The sequence below is a fragment of the Vitiosangium sp. GDMCC 1.1324 genome (genome assembly GCF_003044305.1).
Taxonomy (GTDB): domain Bacteria; phylum Myxococcota; class Myxococcia; order Myxococcales; family Myxococcaceae; genus Archangium.
Map to the genome: position 1 here is coordinate 38382 of NZ_PZOX01000027.1, position 24920 is coordinate 63301.

Sequence of the window (24920 nt, forward strand, 5' to 3'; positions counted from 1 at the left end):
GGGAGGCTGTCCGCCATGTTTCGTGTCCTCGCCGCCCTCCTCATCCTGTTCGCCCTGCCCGCTTCCGCCCGGGCCCCGAAGCTCACGCTGTTCATCAGCGTGGATGCGCTGGGCAGCGACCTGCTCCTGCGCAACCGTCCGCGCCTCACCGGGGGTTTGGGGCAGTTGCTCAACACGGGGGCGTATTACCCCTACGCCCGGTATGCCTACGCCGAGGCTCGTACCGCACCGGGTCATGCCACACTGGCCACCGGCGCGAACCCCTGGCGCCACGGCATCGTGGACAACGACATCCATGACCGCGCCAGTGGCCAGAGCGTGCAGGTCTACATGGACCCGGAGCATCCGGTCCTGGACGGAGTCACCGTCCCCAACTCGGACACCAGCCCGGCGAACCTGATGGCGGAGACGCTGGCGGACCGGCTGCGCGTGTCCACGCAAGGGAGGGGCAAGGTGGTGGCGCTGTCGATGAAGGCTCGCGCGGCCATTCCCCTGGCCGGGCGGCAGGGACAGGCGTGGTGGTTCGACGAGGCGACGGGGAACATGGTGACGAGCACCTGGTACGCGAAGGAGGTGCCCGCCTGGATGCAGACGTTCAACGCGCGCAAGCTGGCGGACGCGGGGTTCGGCAAGGCGTGGGAGTTGTTGCGCCCGCGCGCCGAGTACGTGGGCGAGGACGACCGCGCCGCGGAGCCGCCGGATCCCTATGGCATGGGCCGCACGTTTCCCCATGCGCTGAGCGGCGGGCTCGAGAAGCCGGGGCCCGCGTCGTACCGGGTGTTCGCGGTGTCGCCCCTTTCACATGACCTGCTGGTGCAGGCGGCGAAGGCGGCGCTCGAGGGCGAGGGCCTGGGCAGGGACGACGTGCCGGATATCCTCGCGGTGAGCTTCAGCGGCACGGATGCGGTGTTCCACGCGTTCGGTCCGTACTCGTGGGAGATGCAGGACTCGCTCTTGCGGTTGGATCAGGCGCTGGGGGAGCTCATCACCGCCGCCGAGCGCGCGGCGGGAGGAAGGGCAAACCTGGTCATCATGCTGTCGGCGGACCACGGGGGCGCGGAGATTCCAGAGGCCTGGGCCCAGGCGGGCGTGCCCGCGACGCGCATCCACCCGGTGGAAGCGGCGAAGGAGCTGGCGAATGAGCTGCGTGCGCAGTTCAGCGTCGACGTGACGGTGAAGCTGCTGGAGCTGGACGTGTACCTGGGCGGCAAGGCGCTGGAGTCGGGACAGGTGGACGGCGCGGCGGTACGGAGGGCGGCGGCGGCGTGGCTGTCGAAGCAGCCCTTCGCGGTGATGGCGGTGGCGAAGGACGACCTGGATGCGGCACCGGACATCGAGGGGCTGGTGGCGCCCTTGCGGCGCGGCTACTACCCGGTGCGCAGTGGGGATGTGCTCTTCGTGTCGAAGCCCTTCCACGTCGTGAGCGACTACCCGCGAGGGACGAACCACGGCACGCCGTATTCCTATGACGTCCAGGTGCCGGTGGTGTTCGCGGGTCGGGGCGTGAAGCCGGGCCTCTACCACCAGGAGATCGACCCGGTGGACGTGGCGCCCACGCTGTCCGCGCTCCTGGAGGTGGGCATGCCCGCGTCGGCCGAGGGCAAGCCGCGCGCGGAGGCTCTCACGGGGCGGTGAAGACTGGAAAGGTGTCAGAGAATTTCTGGAGCCACTTTCGGAAAAATTCGCGCGCGGTGTCTCCAGGGCATGCGCAATTTCCTGCTGATGCTCCTGGGGTTCACCCTCGCGGGTGGCCCTTCCTTCGCGGCTGACGACAACCTCCAAGCTCCCAACACGTCCGGCTCCGTGAGTACCGGGCTCACGGTGACAGTACTCGGCACGGGGCAGGCCGAGGCCGGCGGGCAGCTCTGGCAATACCAACTCCTGAGATTGCAAGAGCCTGGCAAGGCGCCCGCGTATGCCCAGTGGTTCCCACCGCGCAACCCGGGCGTCTGGCCCACGGTGATGCTCACCCGCCCCTACGACGGAATCTCCTGGTCGGGCGAGGCCGTGGACGCGAAGTGGGCCACGCGCGGCTCCGGCATGTACCCGGATGACAGCGAGCCCCACTACCACACGGGCTCCTCGTCCATTGTCTACACGCTCAGCCCTCCCGAGCTCATCACCTCGGAGGCCTTCTTCTATCTGTACCAAGACTTCGGAGTGCTCGCCGTCTTCGGCCGCTTCTACGCGGGCGGCGACCTCCAGAATGACCGGGACGACATGCACGCGGGGATGAGCTTCCTCGCCCAGGCTCCCGGCGTGGATCGCTCGCGCATCGGCGTCTTCGGCGGCTCGTGGGGTGGCTTCGAGGCGCTATACGCCGCGGCGGATGCACCGGCCGAAGCCCGCCCGAAGGTGGGCGTGGCCCTCTTCCCACTCTCGGACTTCGCGCGGCAGCTCGACTACCGTGACCACGTCGTCCCCTCTCGGGTGACGGACCCGGCGGTTCGGGAGCGCTACGCGACGTTCTTCGAGCCCTATGCCCGCCGCATCTTCGCCACCACCGGCGGGCCTCCCGGCGCCCCGGGGGCGGACTACAGCCGGTGGACGCGAGAGCACCTCGCCTCGAAGCTGGACATGCCCTTCCTCGTCCTCCACGAGGACTGGGACACCCTCGTCCCCGTGGAGCAGACGCAAACCCTGGCGGCCCTGGTGGGCCCCAAGATGACGCCGCTCTACTTCCAGCACCTGGAGATGCCCGACTGGAACACCCTCCCCCTCTCCCACGGTTCGCTGGTGGAGCAGTACGGGCACGCCGTGCAAACCCTGTCCCTGGGGCACCTGCTGACGAACCTGGGCAACCCCACCCAGTTCCTCGCCGTCCCCTACACGCAGTCCACGCTGGCGGCCTGGTTGTGGGAGGTGCGCGTCCTCCAGTGGTATGGCCGGGATGTGGCCAGCGTGGCGCCGCTGCTGCGCGAGCTGGCCGACCCGCGCGTGGTGCTGTTCGAGCTCGCGAACGGGCAGAGGGTCTTCGGCGCGGACTGGGTGGCGGCGGCGGTCAACGCCCTCTGGGGCACCCACCACACGTCCGCCACCATCCGCGAGGCCCTCGCCACCGGGCTGCCTCCCTGAGCCGCTCCCCTCGTTGAAAGACTAGACGACCGGTCTACTGGCCATTAAGTACGGCCCCATGAGCGCGACCGCCGCCCCCACCGATGTCCGCCGGCACATCCTCGAAGTGGCCCACCCGCTGCTGCTGCGCAAGGGCTTCACCGCGGTCGGGCTGACCGAGGTGCTGGCGGCGGCGCGAGTGCCAAAGGGCTCGTTCTATCACTACTTCGGCTCCAAGGAGGCCTTCGGCGAGGCGGTGCTCGAGGCCTATTTCGCCGACTACCTGGCGCGAATGGACGCACTGCTGGCGGAGCCGGGTACGGCCGCGCAGCGGCTGCTCGGCTACTTCCGCGACTGGCTCGACTCGCAGACCGGCGACGAGGCGCAGAGCCGTTGCCTCGTGGTCAAGCTCGGCGCGGAGGTGTGCGATCTGTCCGAGAGCATGCGCGCGGCGCTGGAGCGCGGCACCCGCGGCGTGACCGAACGCCTGGCGCGCTGCATCGAAGCGGGCAGGGAGGACGGCTCGCTGCCGGCCGCGCCGGATGCGCAGGCGGCCTCGGTCTCGCTCTACCAGAGCTGGCTCGGCGCCAGTCTGCTGGCCAAGATCGCCCGCGACCGCGCGCCGCTGGACACGGCCATGGCCGGCACGCGGCAGCTGCTGGGTCTGGCGCAAGACGCTTGAGGCGGGACAGGCGCATGCCTTCCCGCTTTTTTCCGCCTGTCTTCTAGACGACCGGTCTATTCGCGGTGACACGCCGCGCCCAGATCATCCGCGCTCGCTCGCACCCGCCGGGGCGAGGAGCGCTCCAGCCGAACGTTTCCCACCCACAGGAGTAGGCCCATGCCGCAAAGAGATGCCGTCAATCGCCGCGTCGTCCTCGCCGCTCGCCCGCGCGGCCAGCCGACGCCGCAGGACTTCCGCCTCGAGGAGGCCGCCGTTCCGACGCCGAACGAAGGAGAGGTGCTGCTGCGCACGTTGTACCTCTCGCTCGACCCATACATGCGCAACCTGATGGACGAAATCGGGCCGACCTACGCGCCGTCGGTGCGGCTGGGCGAGCCCATGGCGGGCGGCACGATCAACCGCGTGGTCGCCTCCAGGCATCCGCGATTCCGCACCGGAGATTTAGTGCTCGGCAGCGCCGGCTGGCAGGACTACGCGCTGTCGAACGGTCAGGATCTGACCCCGCTCGGCGATTTGGCGCAGCCGTCGCTGGCGCTGGGTGGGCTGGGCATGCCCGCGTTCACCGCCTACGTCGGCCTGCTCGACATCGGCCAGCCGAAGCCGGGCGAAACCGTGGTCGTGGCCGCGGCGACTGGTGCGGTCGGCGCGGTGGTCGGGCAGCTCGCCAGACTCAAGGGCGCGCGCGTGGTCGGCATCGCCGGAGGCGCCGACAAGTGCCGCTACGCGGTCGAGGAGCTCGGCTTCGACGTCTGCCTCGACCGCCGAGAGCCGCAACTGGCCGAGCGCCTCGCCGCCGCCTGTCCGGACGGCATCGACGTCTATTTCGAGAACGTCGGCGGAGCGGTGTTCGACGCGGTGCTGCCGCTGCTCAACATTGGCGCGCGCGTGCCGGTGTGCGGGTTCATCGCGCATTACAATGACGAGACGCTGCCGCCCGGTCCGAACCGGCTGCCGCTGCTGACGTCGACGCTGCTGCAGAAACGCATCCGCATGCAGGGATTCATCATCCTGGACCACTACGCCGACCGCTTCGACGCCTTCCGCCGCGACATGGGCGAGTGGGTCGGCGCCGGCCGGGTGAAGCTGCGCGAGGACCGGGTCGACGGGCTGGAGAACGCGCCGGAGGCGTTCATCGGCCTGCTCGAGGGGCGCAACTTCGGCAAGCTCGTGGTGCGCGTCACCGACACGTGACGCGCCGCCGCATTCGGGCCGCGTTCGGTATCAAAGGACTCGAACGCGGCACCGGGTCGACCGTACGACGGTCAGTTCCACTGACAGACGGGATGAGGCTGCGAGTTGAGACAGCTCGCGCTGTAGGGGAAGTTCTGCGCCCACCCACAGTTCTCGAGGGTTATCCAGCCATTGCCGGCCGCGTTGCACTTGATGATGCAGTCGTCGGTGCTCGGCCCACCGTCGTAATAGCAGCCGATGTCGCACTTCTCCTCACCGGGCGTGCAGGTGACGGTGAGCTCGTGGCTCATGGTCTCGACCGCCTCGGGCGAGGGCTGCCCCGGGTCGGCCACGTCCACTCCACAGCCGACGAGAGAAATACCAATCGTAACCACCGTGGAGAAGAAGAGGGTCTTGGTCATGCGCGACATAATAATCTAACGCGCACGGAAAGTGAATCTGTGAAGGTGCCAGGGAATGTGTCGGGAAGGTGTCGTCGGGAAGGTGTCAGAGAATTCGAATCGACGTCTGCCGTTCTTCGCGGAGGAGCGAACCAGCACCTGTCCGGCCCGGTGTCAAAGAATAAGGGATTCGTTCATCGGTGGGGACCAAACCCGAGGTTGTCGGCGGTCACCCACCGGCCCACCAGCGCATCGCGCGCGTACCCGGTCAGGCCGAGCACGCACGCGGACCGATAGCTGTGCCACGCCCAGAACCGGAAGAGGCCGCCCGAGAAGGCCGCCCCCAAGAGGGCGGGCACGAGCCACCAGGACAAGCCGATGAAGGCAATCGCGGCGAGCATGAGCACCGGTCCCGACGCCACGGCCACGCGGTGGACGCGCTGACGGGCGGAGATCACACCTCTCAGTGCCTCCATCGCCTCTTCCACCGACATCGTCCTGACACGTTCTTCGGGCACGAAGAGCCAGACCATGCGGTAGGCCTCCTCCTCTCGCTGGCGGACCCTGGAGGGTGAGCCGGACAGCCGGGCGGAGAGGAACGATGTCATCCCCTCACGCCCCACGCAACCGGACGGCCCGGCCGCTCCCCGCCCGCGCACGGCAATCCTTGCCGACATGGCAATGCTTGCCGACGGGCCGGACCCTCCTTCCCGGCAAACACTGCCCTCTCCAGTGCCTCTCCCGGACGAATTCCCAGCCGCGATTCCCGGCAGACCCTTTGCAATCAGCGGAACCGACCCGGTCCTGACCACCGAGGAGCACCGCATGAATGCTGTCTTCAAGGCTCGCGCGAAGCGCTACGCCTTCTTCCAAGAAAGTCCTCTCCCCGCCGTGCTGACGGCGCTCGGCATCCTGAGCGCTGGCGCGGCCCACGCCGGCATCATCACCCTCCCGCCCACCGTGATCTGCCTGCCGCCCAGCGCCAGCACCTGCGTGGATGACCATTGGGTGAAGGTGTGCGGCGCGACCTACAACGCGACCGATCCGAACGATCAGACCTCGCCGTGCTGGAGCTACAACCAGAGCACCCTGCAGAACTACATGACCACCTCGCAGCAGGGGGCGATGAGCGAGCGGATCTTCGACACGGGCACCAACGACTTCGTCTCGTCGATGCCGTCGCCCACCATCCCCATCCCCGTCAGCCGCCTGGGAACCAACTCGACCTGGTCCGCGCAGGAGGATCTCGCCCGCTTCAACGCCGCCCGCTCGACCGCCACCGATCCGCTCACCTACCAGCGGATGTATGACACCGCGACCTGGACCTCCATCAACTCCTGCGAGAACTACGTCTACCGGTCCTTCTATGACGTGGAGCGCTGGGTCGACGCCATGAACCTGTGCAAGGGCGACGCGCGCTGCGTGGTGAACGTCAGCCTCAACGGGATGACGGCCACCGGGCCCGCCACCGTCCCTGGCATCGCGCGGCGTCAGATGAAGGACTCCGAGGGGGTCATCATCTACGACCCGGTCAACCCCTACACCCGGGGCCGCCAGTTGATGGCGCAGGGGCTGTTGAAGCAGTTCGAGTTGGATCCCTTCGATGACTCCTACACGCTCGGCCAGCTGCCGAAGAACATGTTCTACGCGAACACGCAGGCGTTCATCGTTCCCAACCTCGTGGCGGCGTTCCAGACCGCGGGCCTCGGCTCGCACGTGCAGAACCTGCTCAACGAGCTCAACCGGGGCTCGACGTTGTATTCGATTGGCGACTCCCACGTCGGCGGCTCCTGGTTCATGCTCAACGACCGGGCGCACCAGGGCTTCTATGACGAGTGGGATTTCCACAACAAGATGAACCAGCGCACCGCCACCGTCACGGACGGCGAATCGCGTGAGTACCGCCGCCGCTCGGAGGTGCTGCGCCAGCAGTTCGACCTGACGATCGATGCGATGAAGTGCCTGGTCGCCAATGCGACCCAGCCCGGGGGCTGCAATTCGAACATCCCCAACGCGCTCGGCAAGGTGCGGCCGGGAGAGGCACAGATGTGGGAAGGCGACCCGTTCGCCGTGCGCTCCATCTTCTCGCAGATCACCCCCGAGGCGTTCGTCACGCCGCCCTCGCTCCAGGGGCAGATTGGCTATGGCTCCCAGCTCCAGCTCGGCCAGTACCCGCTGAGTCAAATCCTCTCCACCGGCCTCATCAGCAGCCAGGACATGCTTCCCACCACGGCCCACCTGCCCGGGATGCTGCAATCGCAGGTGGCGGGGCTCGCCAGCACGCGCCAGTCCTCCACCGAGCTGGCTACTCGCACCCTCGCCGTGAGCACGCCGTCTCCGAGCGCCGTCGACCCGGGTGGACCCTCGACGACGCCGCCTCCTCCCTCCATCTCCGACTGGACGCCGGTGGTGGATCCCGCCTCGCTGGTCACCCCCGGTAACCTGTCCTGGCTCCTCAACCGCATGTGGGCCGTCAACGCGCCGTCCGTGGACACCACCGGCGCCAGCCCGAAGCTGCGCTGCAACTCGCGGCGCCTGGTGGTCGATGCCGACTTCCACACCGAGAAGATCTGGGTGGATGCGTGCCTGCTCACCAACATGCTGCTGGAGGAGTGGGGACGACTGCAGAACGGCAAGCCGAGCTGCCTGGATCGCAACAGCTATGCGTGTGACTGGCTCCCGCAGGACTTCGTCGACCGCTTCGTGACCAAGAACGTGGGCTACATGTCCGCGGCCAAGGAGGCCGAGTACCGCTGGTGCAAGCGCTGGACGGGAGGCGGCCAGCTCACCTCGACCAACACGTCGGTGGGGGTGCCCTCGGGCAACCGAGCCACACTCAACAACCTCCGCACCACCCTGGCCTACCGTCAGACCACGTTCGAGGCGAAGCTGAAGAAGGTCCCGGTCAAGGGCCATGAAGACTTCGGGACGACGCGCACCGACACCCAGAGCATCGGCAATAGCACGTTCGGAGGCGGCTACTCCTACACGCTCGGATGGCATGCCCAGGTGAAGAAGCGCAACGCCGCGGATCGGATCTGCCGCATGGGGGGCAATGTGCTCGCCCAGTTCTCCGCCAACGCGACGCTGTTCGGTGTGAGCGACATCTCCATCCTCGACTCCCGGGCCTTTGTCTCCTCCAACGAGAGCGACGATGGAAAGGCCTATGGTGACGCCAAGTTGTATGTGGTGGGCTTCCAGGTCTTCGACACGGATCCAGACAAGACGGGCCAGCACATCGACCTGAGCGCGGCGACCTACTCCAAGCCGGTGTTCGCCGGGAGCGGAAAGCCCCAACTGCTCACGGTGCCCTTCCAGGCAGGTCCCATCACCATCACCGTCAGCGCGGGCGTCGCCTACGGCTACGGCGGCATCCTGTCCCTCAACGCCAAGGCGCCCGCCGTGGGCTCCTGCAATCCCGACGCGCCGCTCTACTCGGCGAGCGCGCTCTTCACGCCCTACGCCGACCTGGGGGTGTGGGCGGATGCCGACGCGAGCCTCGCTGGAATCATCGGGGTGGGGCTGGAGGTCGAGCTGACCCTCGTGGGCCTGAGCCTGCCCCTGAGCGCGAACGTGGGCCTGGGCGTGGATGCCCAGAATACCCCGGTCATCACCTTCAGCACCGCGTTGGATTTGACGCTCACCACGCTCAAGGGAGAGATCGACCTCTACATCAAGGCGCTGTTCATGAAGGTCGCGTCGTTCACCCTGGTGCGCTGGTCGGGGCTGAGCCACACCTTCCCCATCTTCCGCACGAGCGAGACGCTGCCGCTCTCCCCGCTCACGTCCGGCTCCATCGAGCTTCCGCCTTCGGGTTCAGACAGCTGACCCCCCGGCGCGGTGGATGACGTTCCGAGCGCGGCACACGCGATGCACCGTGCCGCGCTCGTCCTTGAAACCCGAAAACAAAGCCCGCCTCCGGGCGGCACGTGGAGACAGACCCATGAGTCTGAAGGCGAAGCATGTGGTGGTGGCATCCCTGGCAACGGCCCTGCTTGGAAGCCTGGCGTGGGTGGAACTCGATGGCGGAGCGTCCGTGACCGCGGAGACGATGGCGCCGGCGGCGCGCGGTGAGCTGCGCTTTCCCTGGGCCGAGGGCGTGCGCCACGTGTACGCGCTCACCTGGAGCTCGCGCACGGGAGGGATGATCACCCCGGCGCAGGAGGGCGCGGGGAAGGAGCAGACGCAGCGGCTCCTGGCGGAGACGGAGGTCGAGGGCGAGGTGGTGGTGGAAGGACTGGGCGCGACGCCGGAGGGCTTCCGCGCCGCGGTGTCCTACGGAAAGCTGCGCCGGTTCTCCTTCAAGCTCCAGGGACGGGACGCGGTGGAGGACGAGGCGAAGGTGATGGGCGAGCTGAGCGGCCACCCGGCGTTCGTGACGTTCAACACGGCGGGAGAGCCGGTGGCGCTCGCCTTCGAGCCAACCGTGCCCGCCGCGACGCAGTCCGCGCTGAGGGCCCTGGTGGCGCAGTTGCACTGGACGCTGCCCACCGCGGGCGCGACGGAGTGGACGGCGGTGGAGCGCTCCGCCGTGGGACAGGCGAGCGTGCGCTACCTGCGTGACGGGGACCGGCTGCACCGCACGCCCGTGGCCTACGAGTCGCTCGATGCGGTGCCGGGTCCGGCGCTCGATGGGCAGCAACAGGTGCGGGGGAGCGCGCTGCTGTCGCTCGATGCCACGGGGGCTCCGGTGTCGTTCTCCGACCAGGTGGAGCTGAGCTACACCCGCCGCGGCGCCACCGAGCCCTCGATCATCGCCGGGTGGACCTTCACGCTCGAGCGGCTCGTCCAGGAGCGCTACGACGCGGCCGCGCTCCTGGCGCGTGCGCAGACTCCCGCACGGCCCCTGTCCCAGCCGGTGACGGACGCGGAGCTGGGCGCGCGGCGGGATGCCCGGCTCGCGCAAGGCGTGAGCGTGGAGTCATTGATGCTGGACATCGACCACTTCGAGGCGGGTCAGCGCCCCGCGCACGCGCTGATCGTCAAGGCGGGAGCCTACCTGCGGCTGCACCCGGAGGCGGACCTGGAGCTGGTGCACAAGTTCCAGAACCCGGAGCTCACCCTGAAGGGGCGCGGCTTCGTGCTGGACCTGCTGGTCCAGGCGGGAGATGGCCCGGCGCAAGCGGCACTCCGGGCGGCGCTGGAAACGCCGGTGGCCCAGGAGCACTCGCGCGAGTTCGGCCTGCTGGTGCAGCGCTTCTCCTTCGTGGAGGCCCCCGAGCCCGAGTCCGCGGAGTTCATCGCCCACCAGTTCGAGCGGGCGCGCAACGCCCGGGACGTGGCGTCGGCGCAGGGGGCGGCGGTGGCGCTGGGCTCGACGGTGCGGCGGCTGGCGCAGATGGGACGGGAGGATGCGGCACGGCAGTATGGTGCCCGCCTCCGGGATGAGCTCGCGTATACCCAGGAGCCCGGAATGCAGCGGGGCCTGCTCGCGGCGCTGGGGAACGCGGCGCGGCTGGAGGACGTGGACGCCATCCGCGCGTACTCGGGGAGCGAGGATCCCCAGGTGCGCGACCAGGTGGCCAGCTCGCTGCGGCATCTGGACACACCGGCCGCGCGCGAGACGCTGCTCTCGCTCGCCACCGACACGCACTCCTCGGTGGCGAGCAGCGCCTTCGCCTCGCTGCTCACCCAGACGATGGAGCCGGGGGATTGGAGCCGGTTGGCCGAGCAGGTCGAGGCGGGCAAGACGCCCCTGTCCGCCGATGCCGCGCTGCTGGAGCTGGTGCGAACTCAGCGGCAGAGCGCGGGAGCGCGAGGAGACGCGATCCTAGTCGCGCTCCTGGCGCGCAACGGCGGGGGCGACAATGACCTGGGAGGGATCATCCGCCAGATGTTGCCGGCACAGTGATTTCTCGCGGGGGGGACGTGGCGCCCGAGGCCTCTCGTTCATGGGCCTGGGAGGGATGTCCTCAAGGCACGGAGCCGGCGGGAGCGCGGCACTTGGCCAGGGCGCTCAGCAGCGCCGCCTTCAATTCATCCGGCGAGTCCGCCCGGTAGAACTGGCCCCGGCCCGCCAGCGCGACGCTCTGGAGCATGGGACTGCTGTCGCCATAGCCAACGACGAACGTGCGCACGCTCTGGCTGCCGGGCAGATCCCACCGAAGGTCCTTGTGTGAAAGGAAGAAGGCCACGTCATCCATGAAGTTCTTGTTGCCCACGCCCAGACCGGCCGGCCAGTTCCAATCGATGTAGTCGCAGTCCGCCTTGGTGTACTTCTCATGAGTCACCGGGTCTCGCTCGAACTGGTCGCAGTAATTGACGCCTCCCACATCCGGGTTGGTTTCGGGATTGACGGGATCGAACCTGAGCAGGGTGCCATCTGGGTGCCTGGCCCCGTCGGCCTTGAGCAGTGCCATCATCCGGGTGATGGGAACGGAGTTGTCGTAGTAGGGCCTTCCGGCGGTCAGCGCGATGACCGCGCTGGTCTGGGTGTTGAAGCAGACAGACTTGTCGAGCCCATATCCCTCCCAGGGCTGGCCCGGCCGCAAGGTCCCCGTGGAGGGATCCGTGAAGCCCAGCTTGAGCCACTCATCGGAGCCCGCGGCGTAGGTCGCGCCCGTCTGACCCGTGTACGGGTTGTCATAGGTGCCGCCATTGCAGCACCCCGGCCAGCCGAAGTAGCCAGGGTTGAGGGGCTGCTTGAACCAGTTCGTCCAGAGGTTGTCCTGCCTCTGCGAGGAGAAGTAGCCACCCAGGCCGAACAAGGCCTCACCGAGGGAGCGCTCGTTGTTCCGGAACACCGCCGTGTTGACGGACTGCATCAGCAGCGGCCGGTTGAGCGCCGCCTCGTCGAGGACTGGCATGGACTGGTCGCAGCTCGGGCGCAGACTCGCGAGGAGTTGCGGAGGGTCGAACCAGCCGTGGTCCGCACCGAAGGTGGCCACGCCCATTCGCACATTGCTCGCGGTGGCGATGACCTCCTTGAGCGCCTTGCGCGCGATCACGAACCGGGGCGGACGCACGTTGAGGACCCGGCCGCTCACAATCCACTTGCGGTACGCCTCGGGAGGAAGCGGCGGCTCGTCGAACTCCCGCGTGGGGCCGTTGTAGCCCACCTGCGTCTTGGCGGAGACCATCGGACCGCGCCACCAGCCCTTGTTCGCCAGACATGACTGGCACTCATTCATGACAGTCGTGCCCCAATACGCCCCCGTCCAGCCGACCACCTGGAAGCAGGCGGTCAGTGAATCCGAGGCCCCATCCAGGTGACGGAAGTCATCGATGAGTGAGAATGGGTACTCACCCCGCTGCCACGCAAGGCGCCGACCGCGCGAGTGGTAGAACTTGTTGGGCTCGAACATCGGCGTGGAGCCGAAGTCGGCGTCGTTGTCGTAGATGATGGAGCCGTTCTTCTTCGTATCCGAGCTGTCCTTGTCGAACCAGCTCATCGCGGAGACCAGTGCCGGGTCCGAGCAGCCCGTGTTGATGAAGTGCCCGAAATCCCCGTCGTAGCCGTGGTCTCCGATAAGGGGAATCGGGGGAGGGGAGTCGTAGCCGGGCGTGAAGGCCTCGGGAAGGTACTCGGGGAAGTCCTGCATGGACTTGCTGTTGTCCAACAAGAAGATGACGCTGGGCGGGACGTTCTGCGCCCCGCTCTCCAGGGGCAGCAGTCCCGCGGCTCCGGCCACTCCCCAGACCACGGCCCATCCCAGCCGTTGGCGCAAGGAATGACTCGAGAAGACTCCCCATGGATTGAAGACACAATGCATATCGCGGGCTCCTGATTGTCCAAACGCTACCCTCATGGCTCCGGCCAGCCATGACGTTGGCTGTTTTTTACAGCAAGCAACAATCGCATGTATACGGGGAGCCTTGAATGGACTGTTCAATTGAGGCCATGAGCTTCTCGAGAGCGAAAAGACTTGCACGGGAATGCAACGAGGCGCTCGTCTTTGAAACGCTCTCGGGAAACGCTCGGGAGAAACACGGGAGGGCACAAGCAGGACGCCCTCAACTGCTCCGTGGCAGCGTCGCGCTGTGGCCGCACTGGCACGGCCCACGCCGCCTGGGCGGCTCGCCCCGGCACGGCGGCGTCTCGAGGGGGTGGAGCAGTTCCTGGTGACAGTCGTCTCAGGACTGGTGACAACGCTCACCACCCCGTGGCTCCCCTGCCGCTCCTAACCCCCTGAATTCCTTCAGCGCTCCCGGCCAGGAGGGGTGACATCGGCATGGCATGTCAGGTGCAGAAGGACAAGCCATCACCTTTCCGCACAACCCCCACGGAGCGCACCCACCATGTCCCCGATCCGCACCAGGCTGCCCCACCGGTCCTCGACGCTCCCCACGCTGACGGCGTCCCATCCCAAGCCTCCGACCCGCGCCTCCACGCTGCCCCCCACGGCCGCCTCCTCGATGACCACCAGGCCCGCCGTGTCGCCCGCGGCCGTGCCGAGCGCCCCCATCGCCACGCAGTCCAGGCCCGTGAAGCACCCGGGTGCGCTCGCGGACGCTCCCTCGTACACCCCCTGGGAGAAGAGCACGGGCAATGCCTCCAACCTGATGGTGGGCGGCGGCGACAGCAAGCTCACGCCTCCCCCGAACGCCACGCAGAACATGCTCATCGACAGGCCGGGCAACCCCCGTGAGAGGGATTTCTTCGGGGGCTCGGTGAAGACGAACCTGGGCTCGCTCCAGGCCTCGACCACCCATCACAACGCTGGGGGCCTGTATCACTACTCCGCCCAGGCCGAGCTCAACGGGCCGCAGGCTTCCTACGAGTTGCAGAAGGTTCACGCGGGCCGTCTGGGCATCACCAGCGGCCAGCTCTCCGCCGAGGCCAACGCCTTGAGAGCGAGCGCCCAGGCCGGGGTCTCGGCCGATACGAAGGAGCATGCGTACACGGCGGCGCTGACGGCCAAGGCGGAGACGGGCGTGGGCGTCACGGCGAGCGCGAGCCACGACTTCAACCGGCACGTGGGCGGGTACGTCAAGGGTGAGGCCAAGGCCTCGGCCGGCGCCTTCGCCGAGGGGATTGCCTCCTTCGACCCGAAGCACGGCACGGCGCTGCTCTCGGGACAGGTGGGCGCGAGCGCCACGGCGGGAGCCTATGGCACGGCGGGCGGACACCTGGGCCGGCTGCACGGCTCGGTCACCGCGGGCGCCGTGGCGGGCGTGGCCGCGCAGGCGGGCGGGAAGATCGGGCTGGAGAACGGCTTCCTCAAGCACTCCGCGGACGTCAACGCCGCCATGGGAGTGGGCACCCACTTCAAGGCCGACACCGCAGTGGACCTGCGCCACCATGTCCAGCCCGGAATCGCGTCGGGCCTGCGCGCCAGCCTCGCCCCCGCGGCAGCCGTTGGCGCTCCGGCGGGCGTGGTGGAGCCCGAGAAGTCGCGGCTCGAGCGGTTCTTCGCGAACATGACCGGCCAGTGAGTGCACGTCCTCGAGCGCCAGTCGCCCCGAGCCCTCCTCGCTCGGGGCATCGCGCCCGAGAGATGACCGCCGCGAAGGCCGCGATGTCGGCGCCCAGCCACTCCAGGTGAGCCCCACGCATCGAGGGACTCGGCTCGGAGCATCGCGGCGACGGCCGGCTTACTGCGGGCAGGCGTCGAGCACGCAGCCGCGCCACTGCCGATGACAAACGTCCTCGCTGCTGCCAGAGGCGAGACATTCCAGGCGGATGTCCTCGCAATAAACGCCGCCAGCGCAGACGATCAGGTCGTCCGTCGCCGCAGTAGCCACGAATGAGAGGCCGAACGCGGCCAGGAACACGGCGAACAGCTTGATCTCCACTCGAACACTCCTATTCGATGGTTGGATCAGCACCACATCCTTGACGCTCCTCGCGGAGCCGGAGCACGTTACGCGTTGACGGTCGCCGCGGTCCAGGGACTGTTTGGCATTTCGCGACATCGCCGTTCCGCACTCTCACGCGACATAGACGCAACAGGGCGGATTCCTACCGCGCCCCCTCGCGTGCTCGTGCGTCGCAGTCGGAGCGCCCTGGCATACTCCGAACGGACCCTCCAGGACCTGGCTTGTTTGGAGAACGTAGCCATGCGTTTCCGAGCGTGCATCGCACTTCTGCTCTATTTCTCAGCCTGCGCTACGTCAGCGCCTGGCCCAAGAGAGCCAGCGGCCCGAGACCCGAGGCTCGCCAACCTCCAGCGAGCGGCGACGCTGCCCTGGACGGACGGGGGGCGTTGCGCCGTCCGTGAAGCTTCTGAGCCCTGGCCCGTGTTGGCGGAGCGGTGCTTTTATGCCCTCGACCATGACCGGATCGAGTTTCACGACATCTCGGGAAGATGCGCGGTCGCATCTGCTGGTGCCGCTGCCATGGGACTCGGGGTCGGGGTCTGCGTCCTGGCCGCCCCGGAGATTATCGTGGGAGCGGTAGTTGTGGCGGGCGTTGTGGTGGTGGGCTTCGCCATCAAAGAAGCGTTGGATACTTACGCGGAGAAGAGGGGCCGTCCCCAGGTTCGGCCGCCGCCTACGCTGCCGGTGCCGGAGACGCGGCCCGTGCCTGAAATGCGCCCCGTGCCTGAAGTGAAGCCCGTGCCTGTACGAAGCCCGCCCCCCCCGAAGCCCTCGCCGAAAAAAAGACCCACGCCGGAGCCAGCAGGGCAGGACTGGCCGCCCCCGTTGCCACCCGAAGTCACGGAGCGAGACCGCCGCCCGGAGTGCGAACCCATCCCGGAACCGCACGCGGGCAAGGATGACGCGCATAATAGGTGTGCCGATCAGTTTCCGCCTAACCGCTATCCCGGAATGGATGTGCTCGTGGGCGGTGTGAGCTTCGATGCGTTACAAGTCGGCGTGCGTGTGCTGTGGGAAATCAAGACCCATCAATTTGACACGTACCCTGACTTTATCCGGGAACGGGAGATTGAGAAGGAGTTGGAGCAAATAGAAAAGGAGCGAGACGCGGCGACCGCATGCGGATATGGCTACGTGATCGGGGTAAGCACCCAAGCACACAAAGACGCGCTGCTGCGAGCGGATCGATTCCTCAACATCGTCGTCACAGGATGCAAACGATGACCACTCAGAAACGCCTCGATCTGACCGTCTACGCTCCAGCGCTCGTGGCCAATGACGACCGCACACTCGCTGTCGTCCGTGGTATGGAACGAGCGCTGCCCGGCTTGCGCCTGAAGTGGGAAGTGGGCAAAGGAGGGCGACCCATCGAGTTACCGCAACGCGACGCTTGGCTCGTTGAGGCGACAACACGCGGAAAGCTCCCGCTCCTGTGCAATGGAGACGAGAGCTACCCCGTGACGGTTTCGGGAAGGGGAAGATCGGGACGCATCGGCCCGGGCGGTCAGTCATTGCTCGACGTCCGTGCGGAGTTGCCGCTAGACGCGGCCGTTATCGCGGCAGCGGGGGAGATGCTGGAGCGCGTAGCGGAGGGCGCTTGCGCGTTCTGGGGGCATGCGACGCCGGATGACGCTGCGCTGGACATCGCTTATCAGACGGCCCCCACGCTGGGAGGGCCGCCGTCCCCACGTCGGGGGCTGCCTGCCCTCAAGCTCCTCGAGCACATCCCCTCGCCCGAGATTCCCTATTACCTTGGGTGGCTGAACTACTGGTCGGCCGCTGCCGCACGGGCCATCGGCTTTCCGGACCCCGCCCGCGACGCCGAGCTGCTCTCGCGCTCACGGCGCACGGCGTCGGGTGGGTGGGTTGTGCAGCTCACGGACGCGCCGCTCGACCTCGACAACCCCGCCCACCTCGATGCACTCAAGCGGGCCTACGAGTGCTTCCCGGAGATTGGCGGGCGATCCACCCCTTGAGGCTCGGCACGGCTCGCAGCGGTGGCCGTGCTCAGGGCGCCGCCTTCTGGCTCACTGGGAAGGTGACCCGGAAACGGCCCCTGCCTGCTCCTTCCGTCACTCGGCGTCTGCGATGCGTTCGAGCAGCTCGCGCAACAGCGCGCTCTCGCCCTGGGTGAGTACGGTGAGCCGGTCCATCGAGGCCCGCAGCGCCGCGGCTACCGCTCGGACATCCGCGTCCGCCGGTCGAGCCGTCTCGTTCGTGATCGCGGCCACGACCGCCTCGCGCGCCGCATCGGCGAGTCCGAGGTCGCGTTGCCCTTCGGGCTGGCGCAGGAGCGTGAGAATGGCCCCTGTGCCCATCGCCGACACGAGGCCCAGCGCCCGCTCTTCACTGACCCGCAGCCGGCCCGCGAGCGCGATGTTCCGGATGCGCCGCCGCAGCACATCTTCCCCGCCGCTGACGGCACGAGCCTCCCAGGCCGGATGCGGCTCGCTGCTCATGAGCGCGAACACCCCTGGATGGCTGAGGCCAAACGCGATGTGCATGTCCCAGCCCTCGCGGAAGTCCTGGAGCGGGTCGGGGTGCGGCGGGCGCGCGGCCTTCTCCGCCAGGTAGCGCTTCAGCACGTGCTCGATGACGGCCGAGAGCAGGCCGCGCTTGTCGCCGAAGAGCCGGTAGATGGTGGGCGCCTGCACACCGGCCGAGGCGGCCACCGCCCGCGTGGTCGCAGCCTCGGGACCTCCTGAGGAGATGAGCTCGGCGGCCGCCGAGATGATGCGCGCACGCACATCGGGGCCCTCGGCTTCTTCGGCGGCGGACTTCTCGCGGTCGTCCATGCGGCTGAAATAACACGCAGCCAACGGAACGCCGATAACATCGGATTGCTAACGGCGTTAACGGCGACTACGTTATCATCGATAACGCATCGATGTTTCCGCCGTTAACAGCAGGAGCGTTCAATGATTGTCGTGACCGGAGCGACAGGGCAGCTCGGCCGTCTCATCGTGGAGAAGCTCGTCACCCGCGTGCCGGTGGACCGGGTGGCCGTCAGTGTCCGAGACATGCAGAAGGCGCAGGAGCTGGCGGCCCGGGGCGTCCGGGTGCGCAAGGGCGACTTCACGGATCCGAAGAGCCTCGCGCACGCCTTCGAGGGCGCGTCCCAGGTCCTGCTCGTCTCGTCGAATGCGGCGGCGTATGGAGGAGATCCCCTCGCCCAACATCGCGCCGCCATCGGCGCTGCACGGGCTGCCGGGGCGCGGCGCATCGTCTACACGAGCCACATGGCTGCGAGCCGTTCGTCGGCGTTTCCCCCGATGCTCGACCATGCGGCGACAGAGCAGATGCTGGGCGAGTCCGGCCTGGCGTGGACCGCGCTTCGCAACGGTTTCTACGCCGCCAGTGCCATGTTCCTGCTGGAGCAGGCCCTGCGGACGGGAGTCTTCGAGGCGCCTGCGGACGGAAGGGTCTCCTGGACGGCGCACGCCGACCTCGCGGAGGCGGCAGCGGTGATTCTGACGAGCGAGGGCCAGTACGACGGGCCGACGCCGCCGCTCACGGCGGCGCAGGCGCTCGACTTCGGAGCGCTGTGCGACATCGCGTCGAGCCTCCTCGGACGTCCGCTCCGCCGAAGCACCGTGTCGGAGGACGAGATGCGGGCGAAGCTCTCGGCGCGCGGCATGCCGGCGTCCGCGGTCGCCATGTCGCTCGGCCTCTACCGCGCGAGCCACAACGGCGAGTTCGCGGCGGTCGACCCCACGCTGCAGAAGTTGCTCGGGCGTGCGCCGGCGAGCATGCGGGAGGTGATTGCCGAGAAGCTGGGCCGAACGGCCTGGCCTCGCGCCGGCAAGTCGCCGACGTGACACCCGGCGTGCTCAGCCCTTCCGGACACCCTCCTCGCGCGGTGCTCCCAGCGACCCGCTCTCGCGCGAGACCTCCCCGGACAGGACCGCCGTGGGCTCCTCGCTCTTCGGCTGGACGGGGAGGCGCTCCTGCCGGGTCTCGAACTCCGTGCTCCGCACCGGGTCCCGTCCTCCCTGCCGCGCGAGCGCCTCCTGGACGAGCCGCGCCAGCTCCCGCTGCCCGTGTGGGTAGGGCGCGAACTCGCCGCTCAACTCACAGAGCTGCTCGCGCAGCCGGTGTCCTCGCGGAGTGCGGTCCGCCACCCTCCACTGCAGCAGGTCCATGATCGCCGCATCCAGCACGGGGGGAACCTCCGGGCGGATGACCGAGGGCGGCATGAGGAAGGGCGGCGGGGCAGTGCGCACCATGTCGGAGGCATCCTCCTTGTCGAAGAGGCACCGTCCCGTGAGGGCCTCGTGCAGCGTGAGGCCGAGCGCGAAGAGATCCGCGCGTCCATCGACGGGCTCGCCCCGAGCCTGCTCCGGAGCCAGGTAGCCCCGCTTGCCGCGGACCTGGTCCACCTGGGTGAGACGCACGTGGATGCCCGCCCGCGCCACCCCGAAGTCCCCCAGCTTCACCTCGCCGATGCGCGACAGGAGGATGTTGGGCGGATTCACGTCCCGGTGGATGAGGTTCAACGGGACGCCGTCGCTCGACGTGCGCCGGTGCACGTAGTCGAGCGCCTCGCCGAGCTCGGCCCCGAGGTACGCCACCACCACCGGTGGCAGCGCCCCGTAGCGCTTGAGCAGCTCGCGCAGGGACATGCCCTCGATGTGCTCCATGGCCATGAAGTACGTGTCCCCGAACCGTCCCACGTCGAGCACCTGGACGATGTTGGAATGGTTGAGCAGCGAGCCCAGCTCCGCCTCCCGGCGGAACAGCGTCACGAAGTCCTCGTCCTGGGCGTAGGCCGGGAGGATGCGCTTGATGGCCACCACCTTCTCGAAGCCGCCCTCCGGGCTGTACGTGGCGCGGAACACCTCGGCCATGCCTCCCACCCCCAGCCGCTCGTGGAGGAAGTACTTGCCCAACAGGTCCTTCTCCCGGATGGCATGCAGCGCCTCCTCGGCCTTGTTCGTGAGGTGGCCGGCCACGAGCGCCGCCATCCATCCGGTGGTGAAGTAGTAGGCCGCGCGCAGCACGACGAGGGGCGGGGAGAACATCAGCGGGACGGGCTCGGCCAGCCGCGGCCAGGCCAGGAGGAAGTAGAGCAGCACCGTCTCGGCGGCCACGACGCTGCCCGCGAAGAGGGCCAGGTTGCGCTTGGAGCGCAATGCCGCGAGCAGGATGAGCGTGCTCCAGAGGACGGCCATGGGGTTGGTCAGCGCCTGCTCGGCACTCCCGAAGAGGATGTCGCAGACGTAGAGGAACGCTCCGGTGGAGGCCTCCAGCGTGACGTTGACCCAGAGGATGGCGGGGTGGAACCACCCTCGCCGCAGCAGCCGGTGGATCCACCCATAGTAGAGGGCGAGGAAGGCGCACAGGACCCCGACGGCGATGGAACGGGGCCAGCCGATGAGGGGCGTCAGCCCGAGCGTGGAGAGGGTGAAGACGCTGGCCACCCTGCTGATGAACCGGGCCACGGAGGCCTCGCGGGCGGCGGCATCCGCCCGGAGGTGCTCGGCGAGCAACTTCGTGCCGAGGGGGGTCACGCTGCGTGCATCAGGGGAGTGGGGCATGCGAGGCCTCATTCTCTTGCAGCCAAGGCGGCAACGCGAGTCCGGGCCCCCTGGGAGAGCGCCGAGCCAGGACGCCGCGGCCACTTCACGCCGGGAAGAGGTTCTGCGCCATGAAGTCCACGAAGACCTTGAGCTTCGGTGACAGGTAGCGGCTCGACGGCCACAGCATCCGGAACGTGCCCGAGTGCTGGAGGTGAGCGTCGAGTACGGTCACGAGCGTTCCCTCCTCGAGCTGACGGCGGATGGCGAAGTCCGGCAGGCAGGCGATGCCGAGCCCCTGCTCGGCCATGGAGATCAGCGGTTCAATCGTGTTCGCCACCGCCGTCGTCGGCAGCTCGAAGTCCTTGCGCCCGCGGCGCAGTGGCCATCGCTCGAGCTTGCCGTTGGTGGCGAAGCGGTGATGCAGACAGGCGTGGGACTCGAGGTCCTCCGGCTTCCGCGGAGTCCCCCTCCGCGCGAAATACCCGGGCGAACCGAGGAGCTTGAGCCGGAAGGTGCCCAACGTGCGGGTCATCAGCCGTGAGTCGCTGACGTCGCCCGCGCGCACCACGGCATCGAAACCTTCATCAATCACATCGACGAGCCGGTCGGTGAAATCGAGCTCGAGCTCAATCTGGGGATACGCTCGCATGAACGCGCTCAGCGCCGGCATCATCAACATGCCGGCCAGGGGCATGCTGACGCGCAGCTTGCCGCGCGGCGCGCCCTGCGTCTGCGCGAGCTCCTGTTCGGCCGCCTCGAGCTCACTGAAGATGCGCCGGCAGCGTTCGAGGAAGCAGGAGCCCTCCGGCGTCAGGGTCATCGTGCGCGTCGAGCGGTGGAAGAGCCGCACGCCGAGCCGCTCCTCCAGCCGCGCGACCGCCTTGCCGATCGCCGAGGACGACACTCCCAACTTCCGTCCCGCGAGCGTGAAGCTGCGCGCTTCCGCAGCCTGAACGAAGGCGTTGAGCGAACCGAGACTGTCCATCTGCCACATCTCCATTCCGGACACATATGTCCGATGTGTTCGGAACTCCATCCCAATTGTCCGCAGTGCTGGATGAACCTACTTTGCCCATCAACGCGGCCGCCCGAATCGCCTCGCGCCTTCGGCAGGGGCGCCTCCGTCAGGCCGGCCTCGTTCATGTCGCATCCCGAGCAAGGAGAGAGGCAATGCCACAGGCATCAACAGCGCCGCAGCAGCACGATCGTTTCCCGTATTCCGCCATCGTCGACCGTCCTCCGTTGCACTGGCCGAACGGCGCACGGGTGGCGGTCTGGGTCATCCCCAACATCGAGCACTTCCTGTTCGACCGTCCCTCCAGCTCCGTCATCGCGTCCACCACGAACCTCGTCCCCGACGTGCTGAACTATTCCTGGCGCGACTACGGCGTCCGCGTCGGCATCTGGCGGATGATGGAGGTGATGGAGAAGCACGGGGTCAAGGGCACCGTGGCGCTCAATTCCGACGTCTGCCGGCACTACCCTCGCATCATCGAAGGCGGCAATGCGCTCGGCTGGGAATGGATGGGCCACGGCACCAACAACTCCACGCTGCTCAATGGCCAGTCGGAGGAGGAGGAGCGGCAGCTCGTGAGCTCCGTGGTCGACACCATCAAACGGAGCACCGGCAAGCAGCCGCGCGGCTGGCTCAGCCCCGCGCTGAGCGAATCCCACCGGACGCTCGACCTGCTGGCCGAGGCCGGCATCCAATACGTCGCCAACTGGGTCAACGACGAGCAGCCCTACCCCATGCGGGTGAAGAGCGGCTCGATGCTGTCACTTCCGTATTCGGTCGAGCTCAACGACTACACGGCCTTCCTCGAGCAGGGGCAGAGCGCTGAAACCTTCGCGCAGATGATCTGCGATCAGTTCGACGTCCTCTACGAGGACGGCGCGAAATCGGGACGCGTGATGGCGCTCTGCCTGCACCCGTTCTTGATCGGCCATCCCCACCGCAGCAAATACTTCGCCAAGGCGCTCGCCCACATCACCTCGCGCCGCGAGGTCTGGCTGACGACCGGCGGAGAGCTCGCCGATTGGTACAACCACCGTGGAGGGCAACAGCCCAGTCCTCCCGGGCCCTCGAGGAACAACGCGTAGCGCGTCCATTTCCACTCACCAGGTGGACCATCTCCCATGAGGACTCGAAGGTGCGGTGCGGCGCGAAGGCGGCCTGAGCCGTGGGGTGGAACCAGCCCCTGCCCCGGGGTTCGAGGCCAACTGCCGAAAGTGGATGTCACGCGTCCGTACGCGTGTGACTGTTGTCATTGCGGCGCTCCGCTGCGGAAGTGGAGCGGGGACGTGGGTACTGTGCGCGACCGGTGCGCTGCTCGCACATCGGGTCCGGCCCCCACCCTCGCATCCACGGAGAACCCATGGGTCTGCCTTTGCGTCGGCCGCGTGTTTCCACCTTCCTGGCCCTCGGTGTCCTCCTCGTCCTCGGGCACACCACCGCCTGGGCGAGTGTTCCCGGCAGCGGCACGCTGAAAGCGGAGAAGGACTGCGAGGCCTTCGTCTCGAAGAAAAAGAAGAACAACCCGGACAAGACGCGCCTCGAGGTGGGAGATGCATATGTGATTCTGGAAGTGAACCGTCCCGAGCAGCCCGATTGGTACCGGGTGCGCGTGGAGGAGGCCAATCCCCCGGAGCGGTGGGTCCAGGCGAGCTGCGGGACGCTGACGGAGGGCGGGCCGACCACGCCCCCGGTGGTGAACGATGGCTCCTCCGAGCCCCCGGATTCCTCCAGGAGGGGTGGAGGTGGAGGGGGCCTCTGCAGCACTCCAGGCCTGCAGGACAGCTTCGTGCTGGCGCTGAGCTGGCAGCCCGCCTTCTGCGAGAGCCACCGCTCCAAGAAAGAGTGCGGCGCCAGCTTCCCCACCACCTTCCAGTCTGCGGGCAACTTCACCCTGCACGGCCTGTGGCCCAACCGCGAGGCGTGCGGCACGAACTACGGCGACTGTGAGCACCGGAGCAAGCCGCGCGAGTTCTGCGACTACCCCGACGTCGGCCTGGACCCGGAGGTGGCCAAGGCGCTGGGGCAGGTGATGCCCGGCACCGCTTCCTGCCTGGAGCGCCACGAGTGGTTCAAGCACGGCACCTGCCAGCAGGACTGGACCCCCAGCGAGTATTTCGAGGAGGCCATGAACCTCGCCCAGCAGTTCAACGACTCGGGGATGAGCAAATACATGGCTCTGAACATGGGCAAGCAGATTGCGCGGGAAGACTTCCTCGCGCAGGTGGACAATGCCCTGGGAGCCGGTGCTCGCGAGCGGCTGCACCTGGGTTGTGCCGGCGGCAAGCTGACCGACCTCTCCATCGCCCTGCCAGCCCACATCGCGGCGGGCTCGAAGCTGAGCGAGCTCATCCAGACCACCCCTCCGGACTTTCGCAGCAACTGCCCGGCGCGCATCCTCATCGACGCCGTGGGCTTCTCGCACTGAGCCCCACACCCTTCCGGGTCAGTCCTGTCTATCGAAACCCCAAAGCCTACACGCGCTTGTGAGCAATATCCGCCCGCGCGAGGTATGCCCACTCCTTGGTCACTCCCGGATGACTCCATCCGGTGAGTGCGAGCCCATGCTCGTCCAAGGAGGGGGAAATCATGTTCCGTCTGTCCATGAAGGCCTGGAAGCGTTGTGCTGTCGTGGTGTGTGGTGCCGTACTCGGCCTCGCCTCGCTGGGGTACGCGGAGGGCTCGTCCGACGAGGAGGCCCAGGCCCGCTCCGACGGCAATGTCCGCGCTGGCGCCGATGCCCGCACGTGGCGGCCCGAGCACCAGGGCAATCAACTGCGCTTCAGTTGCATCCTGGAGCGGCCGGGCCAGGTGCGCCGCTTCGCCGTCACCTGCTCGGGCACAAAGCAGATCGACGTGAAGGCCGCCGACTGCTGCATTCCCGGAGACCACTGGCAGGTGAAGGTGAAGTCCTGGGACTTCAAACCCAACACGGCGGTGGCGACCACCCCGGGCAGTGACGGCGACTTCAGCGTCCCCGCGCGCGTCTTCACCTACAGCAGCAGCCGGAACATGAACGCGCTCGTCGAGTGCAGCTACCTGCACGGGGTCAACGTCTTCCCGGCCCAGACGGACCTCATCGTCGAGACCAACGGGAGCACCTGCTCCGTGGAGGACCTGGGCCTCTCCAACGAACTCGACCGCAGCCCGTGAGGCCCCCGCGCCGCCCTCCCCCTCCCTCCGCCCAGAGCGGCCTCACCGAGACCGTGGCTGCTGAGGCCGGGCCGGCGCTCCCGCGCTTCGCCGAGCCCGGCGCGAGAGCCGTCCGAATTGCATTGGCGATGCATTAGTAACCGTGTGGTTGAAACCACCTGCTTCAC

General features: G+C 67.9%; 20 protein-coding genes. 13 read left to right on the top strand and 7 right to left on the bottom strand.

Translation table 11 applies throughout. The features are described 5' to 3' along the window. The first annotated feature begins 15 nt into the window (after positions 1 to 15). The 4 genes from DAT35_RS48695 (at position 16) to DAT35_RS48710 (ending at position 4930) form a co-directional block, all read left to right on the top strand. Complete coding sequence (locus DAT35_RS48695) at positions 16 to 1635, top strand: alkaline phosphatase family protein (protein WP_108076218.1); 1620 nt, start codon at positions 16 to 18, stop codon at positions 1633 to 1635. 69 nt (positions 1636 to 1704) lie between these two features. Continuing rightward, complete coding sequence (locus DAT35_RS48700) at positions 1705 to 3075, top strand: S9 family peptidase (RefSeq protein ID WP_108076219.1); 1371 nt, start codon at positions 1705 to 1707, stop codon at positions 3073 to 3075. A gap of 58 nt (positions 3076 to 3133) precedes the next feature. Further along, positions 3134 to 3736, top strand: a complete 603-nt coding sequence (locus DAT35_RS48705) for a TetR/AcrR family transcriptional regulator (RefSeq protein ID WP_108076220.1) — start codon at positions 3134 to 3136, stop codon at positions 3734 to 3736. A gap of 159 nt (positions 3737 to 3895) precedes the next feature. Next, positions 3896 to 4930: an NADP-dependent oxidoreductase gene (locus DAT35_RS48710; protein WP_108076221.1), complete on the top strand. Its 1035-nt coding sequence runs from the start codon at positions 3896 to 3898 to the stop codon at positions 4928 to 4930. A 71-nt stretch (positions 4931 to 5001) separates the two neighbouring features. Here DAT35_RS48710 and DAT35_RS48715 read toward each other — a convergent pair whose 3' ends face one another. Both DAT35_RS48715 and DAT35_RS48720 read right to left on the bottom strand, forming a co-directional pair. Beyond that, positions 5002 to 5331 (bottom strand): hypothetical protein, encoded by a 330-nt coding sequence (locus tag DAT35_RS48715; RefSeq protein ID WP_146210190.1) that lies wholly within the window; start codon positions 5329 to 5331, stop codon positions 5002 to 5004. Positions 5332 to 5504: 173 nt separating this feature from the next. Further along, the gene (locus DAT35_RS48720; protein ID WP_108076223.1) at positions 5505 to 5918 is read right to left on the bottom strand and encodes a hypothetical protein; all 414 of its coding nucleotides are present in this window, start codon (positions 5916 to 5918) and stop codon (positions 5505 to 5507) included. 217 nt (positions 5919 to 6135) lie between these two features. Between DAT35_RS48720 and DAT35_RS48725 the strand changes: the two genes are divergently transcribed. Both DAT35_RS48725 and DAT35_RS48730 read left to right on the top strand, forming a co-directional pair. Further along, entirely contained in the window at positions 6136 to 9138 is a 3003-nt protein-coding gene (locus DAT35_RS48725) for a hypothetical protein (protein WP_108076224.1), read from the top strand. Positions 9139 to 9253: 115 nt separating this feature from the next. Next, entirely contained in the window at positions 9254 to 11161 is a 1908-nt protein-coding gene (locus DAT35_RS48730; protein ID WP_108076225.1) for a HEAT repeat domain-containing protein, read from the top strand. A 61-nt stretch (positions 11162 to 11222) separates the two neighbouring features. On the opposite strand, the gene DAT35_RS48735 is transcribed toward DAT35_RS48730, so the two are convergent. Continuing rightward, complete coding sequence (locus tag DAT35_RS48735; protein WP_146210191.1) at positions 11223 to 12977, bottom strand: hypothetical protein; 1755 nt, start codon at positions 12975 to 12977, stop codon at positions 11223 to 11225. Between the two features lie 571 nt (positions 12978 to 13548). On the opposite strand from DAT35_RS48735, the gene DAT35_RS48740 reads away from it, so the two are divergent. Then, a complete protein-coding gene (locus tag DAT35_RS48740) occupies positions 13549 to 14685 on the top strand; it encodes a hypothetical protein (protein ID WP_108076227.1) in 1137 nt (378 codons plus the stop codon). A gap of 159 nt (positions 14686 to 14844) precedes the next feature. Here DAT35_RS48740 and DAT35_RS48745 read toward each other — a convergent pair whose 3' ends face one another. After that, positions 14845 to 15045 carry a hypothetical protein gene (locus tag DAT35_RS48745; protein ID WP_108076228.1) on the bottom strand — a complete coding sequence of 67 codons (201 nt, stop codon included), beginning with the start codon at positions 15043 to 15045 and terminating at the stop codon, positions 14845 to 14847. A 264-nt stretch (positions 15046 to 15309) separates the two neighbouring features. Here DAT35_RS48745 and DAT35_RS48750 point away from each other — a divergent pair, with 264 nt between their 5' ends. Both DAT35_RS48750 and DAT35_RS48755 read left to right on the top strand, forming a co-directional pair. Beyond that, positions 15310 to 16293 (top strand): DUF6310 domain-containing protein, encoded by a 984-nt coding sequence (locus DAT35_RS48750; protein WP_108076229.1) that lies wholly within the window; start codon positions 15310 to 15312, stop codon positions 16291 to 16293. After that, entirely contained in the window at positions 16290 to 17045 is a 756-nt protein-coding gene (locus tag DAT35_RS48755; protein ID WP_108076230.1) for a DUF5953 family protein, read from the top strand. Before DAT35_RS48750 ends, DAT35_RS48755 begins: the two co-directional genes overlap by 4 nt. A 96-nt stretch (positions 17046 to 17141) precedes the next feature. On the opposite strand, the gene DAT35_RS48760 is transcribed toward DAT35_RS48755, so the two are convergent. Continuing rightward, complete coding sequence (locus tag DAT35_RS48760; RefSeq protein WP_108076231.1) at positions 17142 to 17864, bottom strand: TetR/AcrR family transcriptional regulator; 723 nt, start codon at positions 17862 to 17864, stop codon at positions 17142 to 17144. Between the two features lie 123 nt (positions 17865 to 17987). Between DAT35_RS48760 and DAT35_RS48765 the strand changes: the two genes are divergently transcribed. Then, positions 17988 to 18887: an NAD(P)H-binding protein gene (locus tag DAT35_RS48765; RefSeq protein WP_108076232.1), complete on the top strand. Its 900-nt coding sequence runs from the start codon at positions 17988 to 17990 to the stop codon at positions 18885 to 18887. Between the two features lie 12 nt (positions 18888 to 18899). Here the strand turns inward: DAT35_RS48765 and DAT35_RS48770 are convergent, their stop codons facing one another. Then, complete coding sequence (locus tag DAT35_RS48770) at positions 18900 to 20606, bottom strand: protein kinase (protein WP_108076233.1); 1707 nt, start codon at positions 20604 to 20606, stop codon at positions 18900 to 18902. Between the two features lie 85 nt (positions 20607 to 20691). Next, on the bottom strand, positions 20692 to 21573 hold the full coding sequence (locus DAT35_RS48775; protein WP_108076329.1) for a LysR family transcriptional regulator: 882 nt from the start codon (positions 21571 to 21573) through the stop codon (positions 20692 to 20694). A gap of 185 nt (positions 21574 to 21758) precedes the next feature. On the opposite strand from DAT35_RS48775, the gene DAT35_RS48780 reads away from it, so the two are divergent. The 3 genes from DAT35_RS48780 (at position 21759) to DAT35_RS48790 (ending at position 24753) form a co-directional block, all read left to right on the top strand. After that, complete coding sequence (locus DAT35_RS48780; protein ID WP_108076234.1) at positions 21759 to 22688, top strand: polysaccharide deacetylase family protein; 930 nt, start codon at positions 21759 to 21761, stop codon at positions 22686 to 22688. 275 nt (positions 22689 to 22963) lie between these two features. Beyond that, entirely contained in the window at positions 22964 to 24028 is a 1065-nt protein-coding gene (locus DAT35_RS48785; protein ID WP_108076235.1) for a ribonuclease T, read from the top strand. Positions 24029 to 24189: 161 nt separating this feature from the next. Then, positions 24190 to 24753, top strand: coding sequence for a hypothetical protein (locus DAT35_RS48790; protein WP_108076236.1), 564 nt, complete (start codon positions 24190 to 24192; stop codon positions 24751 to 24753). The last annotated feature ends 167 nt before the right edge of the window (positions 24754 to 24920 follow it).

Excerpts from the sequence above, each read along its gene's own strand:
- DAT35_RS48720 (WP_108076223.1), bottom strand. The coding sequence starts at position 5,918 with ATGACATCGTTCCTCTCCGCCCGGCTGTCCGGCTCACCCTCCAGGGTC.
- DAT35_RS48755 (WP_108076230.1), top strand. The coding sequence starts at position 16,290 with ATGACCACTCAGAAACGCCTCGATCTGACCGTCTACGCTCCAGCGCTC.
- DAT35_RS48780 (WP_108076234.1), top strand. The coding sequence starts at position 21,759 with ATGCCACAGGCATCAACAGCGCCGCAGCAGCACGATCGTTTCCCGTAT.
- DAT35_RS48730 (WP_108076225.1), top strand. The coding sequence starts at position 9,254 with ATGAGTCTGAAGGCGAAGCATGTGGTGGTGGCATCCCTGGCAACGGCC.
- DAT35_RS48775 (WP_108076329.1), bottom strand. The coding sequence starts at position 21,573 with ATGGACAGTCTCGGTTCGCTCAACGCCTTCGTTCAGGCTGCGGAAGCG.
- DAT35_RS48790 (WP_108076236.1), top strand. The coding sequence starts at position 24,190 with ATGTTCCGTCTGTCCATGAAGGCCTGGAAGCGTTGTGCTGTCGTGGTG.
- DAT35_RS48705 (WP_108076220.1), top strand. The coding sequence starts at position 3,134 with ATGAGCGCGACCGCCGCCCCCACCGATGTCCGCCGGCACATCCTCGAA.
- DAT35_RS48695 (WP_108076218.1), top strand. The coding sequence starts at position 16 with ATGTTTCGTGTCCTCGCCGCCCTCCTCATCCTGTTCGCCCTGCCCGCT.
- DAT35_RS48740 (WP_108076227.1), top strand. The coding sequence starts at position 13,549 with ATGTCCCCGATCCGCACCAGGCTGCCCCACCGGTCCTCGACGCTCCCC.
- DAT35_RS48725 (WP_108076224.1), top strand. The coding sequence starts at position 6,136 with ATGAATGCTGTCTTCAAGGCTCGCGCGAAGCGCTACGCCTTCTTCCAA.
- DAT35_RS48700 (WP_108076219.1), top strand. The coding sequence starts at position 1,705 with ATGCGCAATTTCCTGCTGATGCTCCTGGGGTTCACCCTCGCGGGTGGC.
- DAT35_RS48750 (WP_108076229.1), top strand. The coding sequence starts at position 15,310 with ATGCGTTTCCGAGCGTGCATCGCACTTCTGCTCTATTTCTCAGCCTGC.
- DAT35_RS48765 (WP_108076232.1), top strand. The coding sequence starts at position 17,988 with ATGATTGTCGTGACCGGAGCGACAGGGCAGCTCGGCCGTCTCATCGTG.
- DAT35_RS48785 (WP_108076235.1), top strand. The coding sequence starts at position 22,964 with ATGGGTCTGCCTTTGCGTCGGCCGCGTGTTTCCACCTTCCTGGCCCTC.
- DAT35_RS48760 (WP_108076231.1), bottom strand. The coding sequence starts at position 17,864 with ATGGACGACCGCGAGAAGTCCGCCGCCGAAGAAGCCGAGGGCCCCGAT.
- DAT35_RS48710 (WP_108076221.1), top strand. The coding sequence starts at position 3,896 with ATGCCGCAAAGAGATGCCGTCAATCGCCGCGTCGTCCTCGCCGCTCGC.
- DAT35_RS48770 (WP_108076233.1), bottom strand. The coding sequence starts at position 20,606 with ATGCCCCACTCCCCTGATGCACGCAGCGTGACCCCCCTCGGCACGAAG.
- DAT35_RS48715 (WP_146210190.1), bottom strand. The coding sequence starts at position 5,331 with ATGACCAAGACCCTCTTCTTCTCCACGGTGGTTACGATTGGTATTTCT.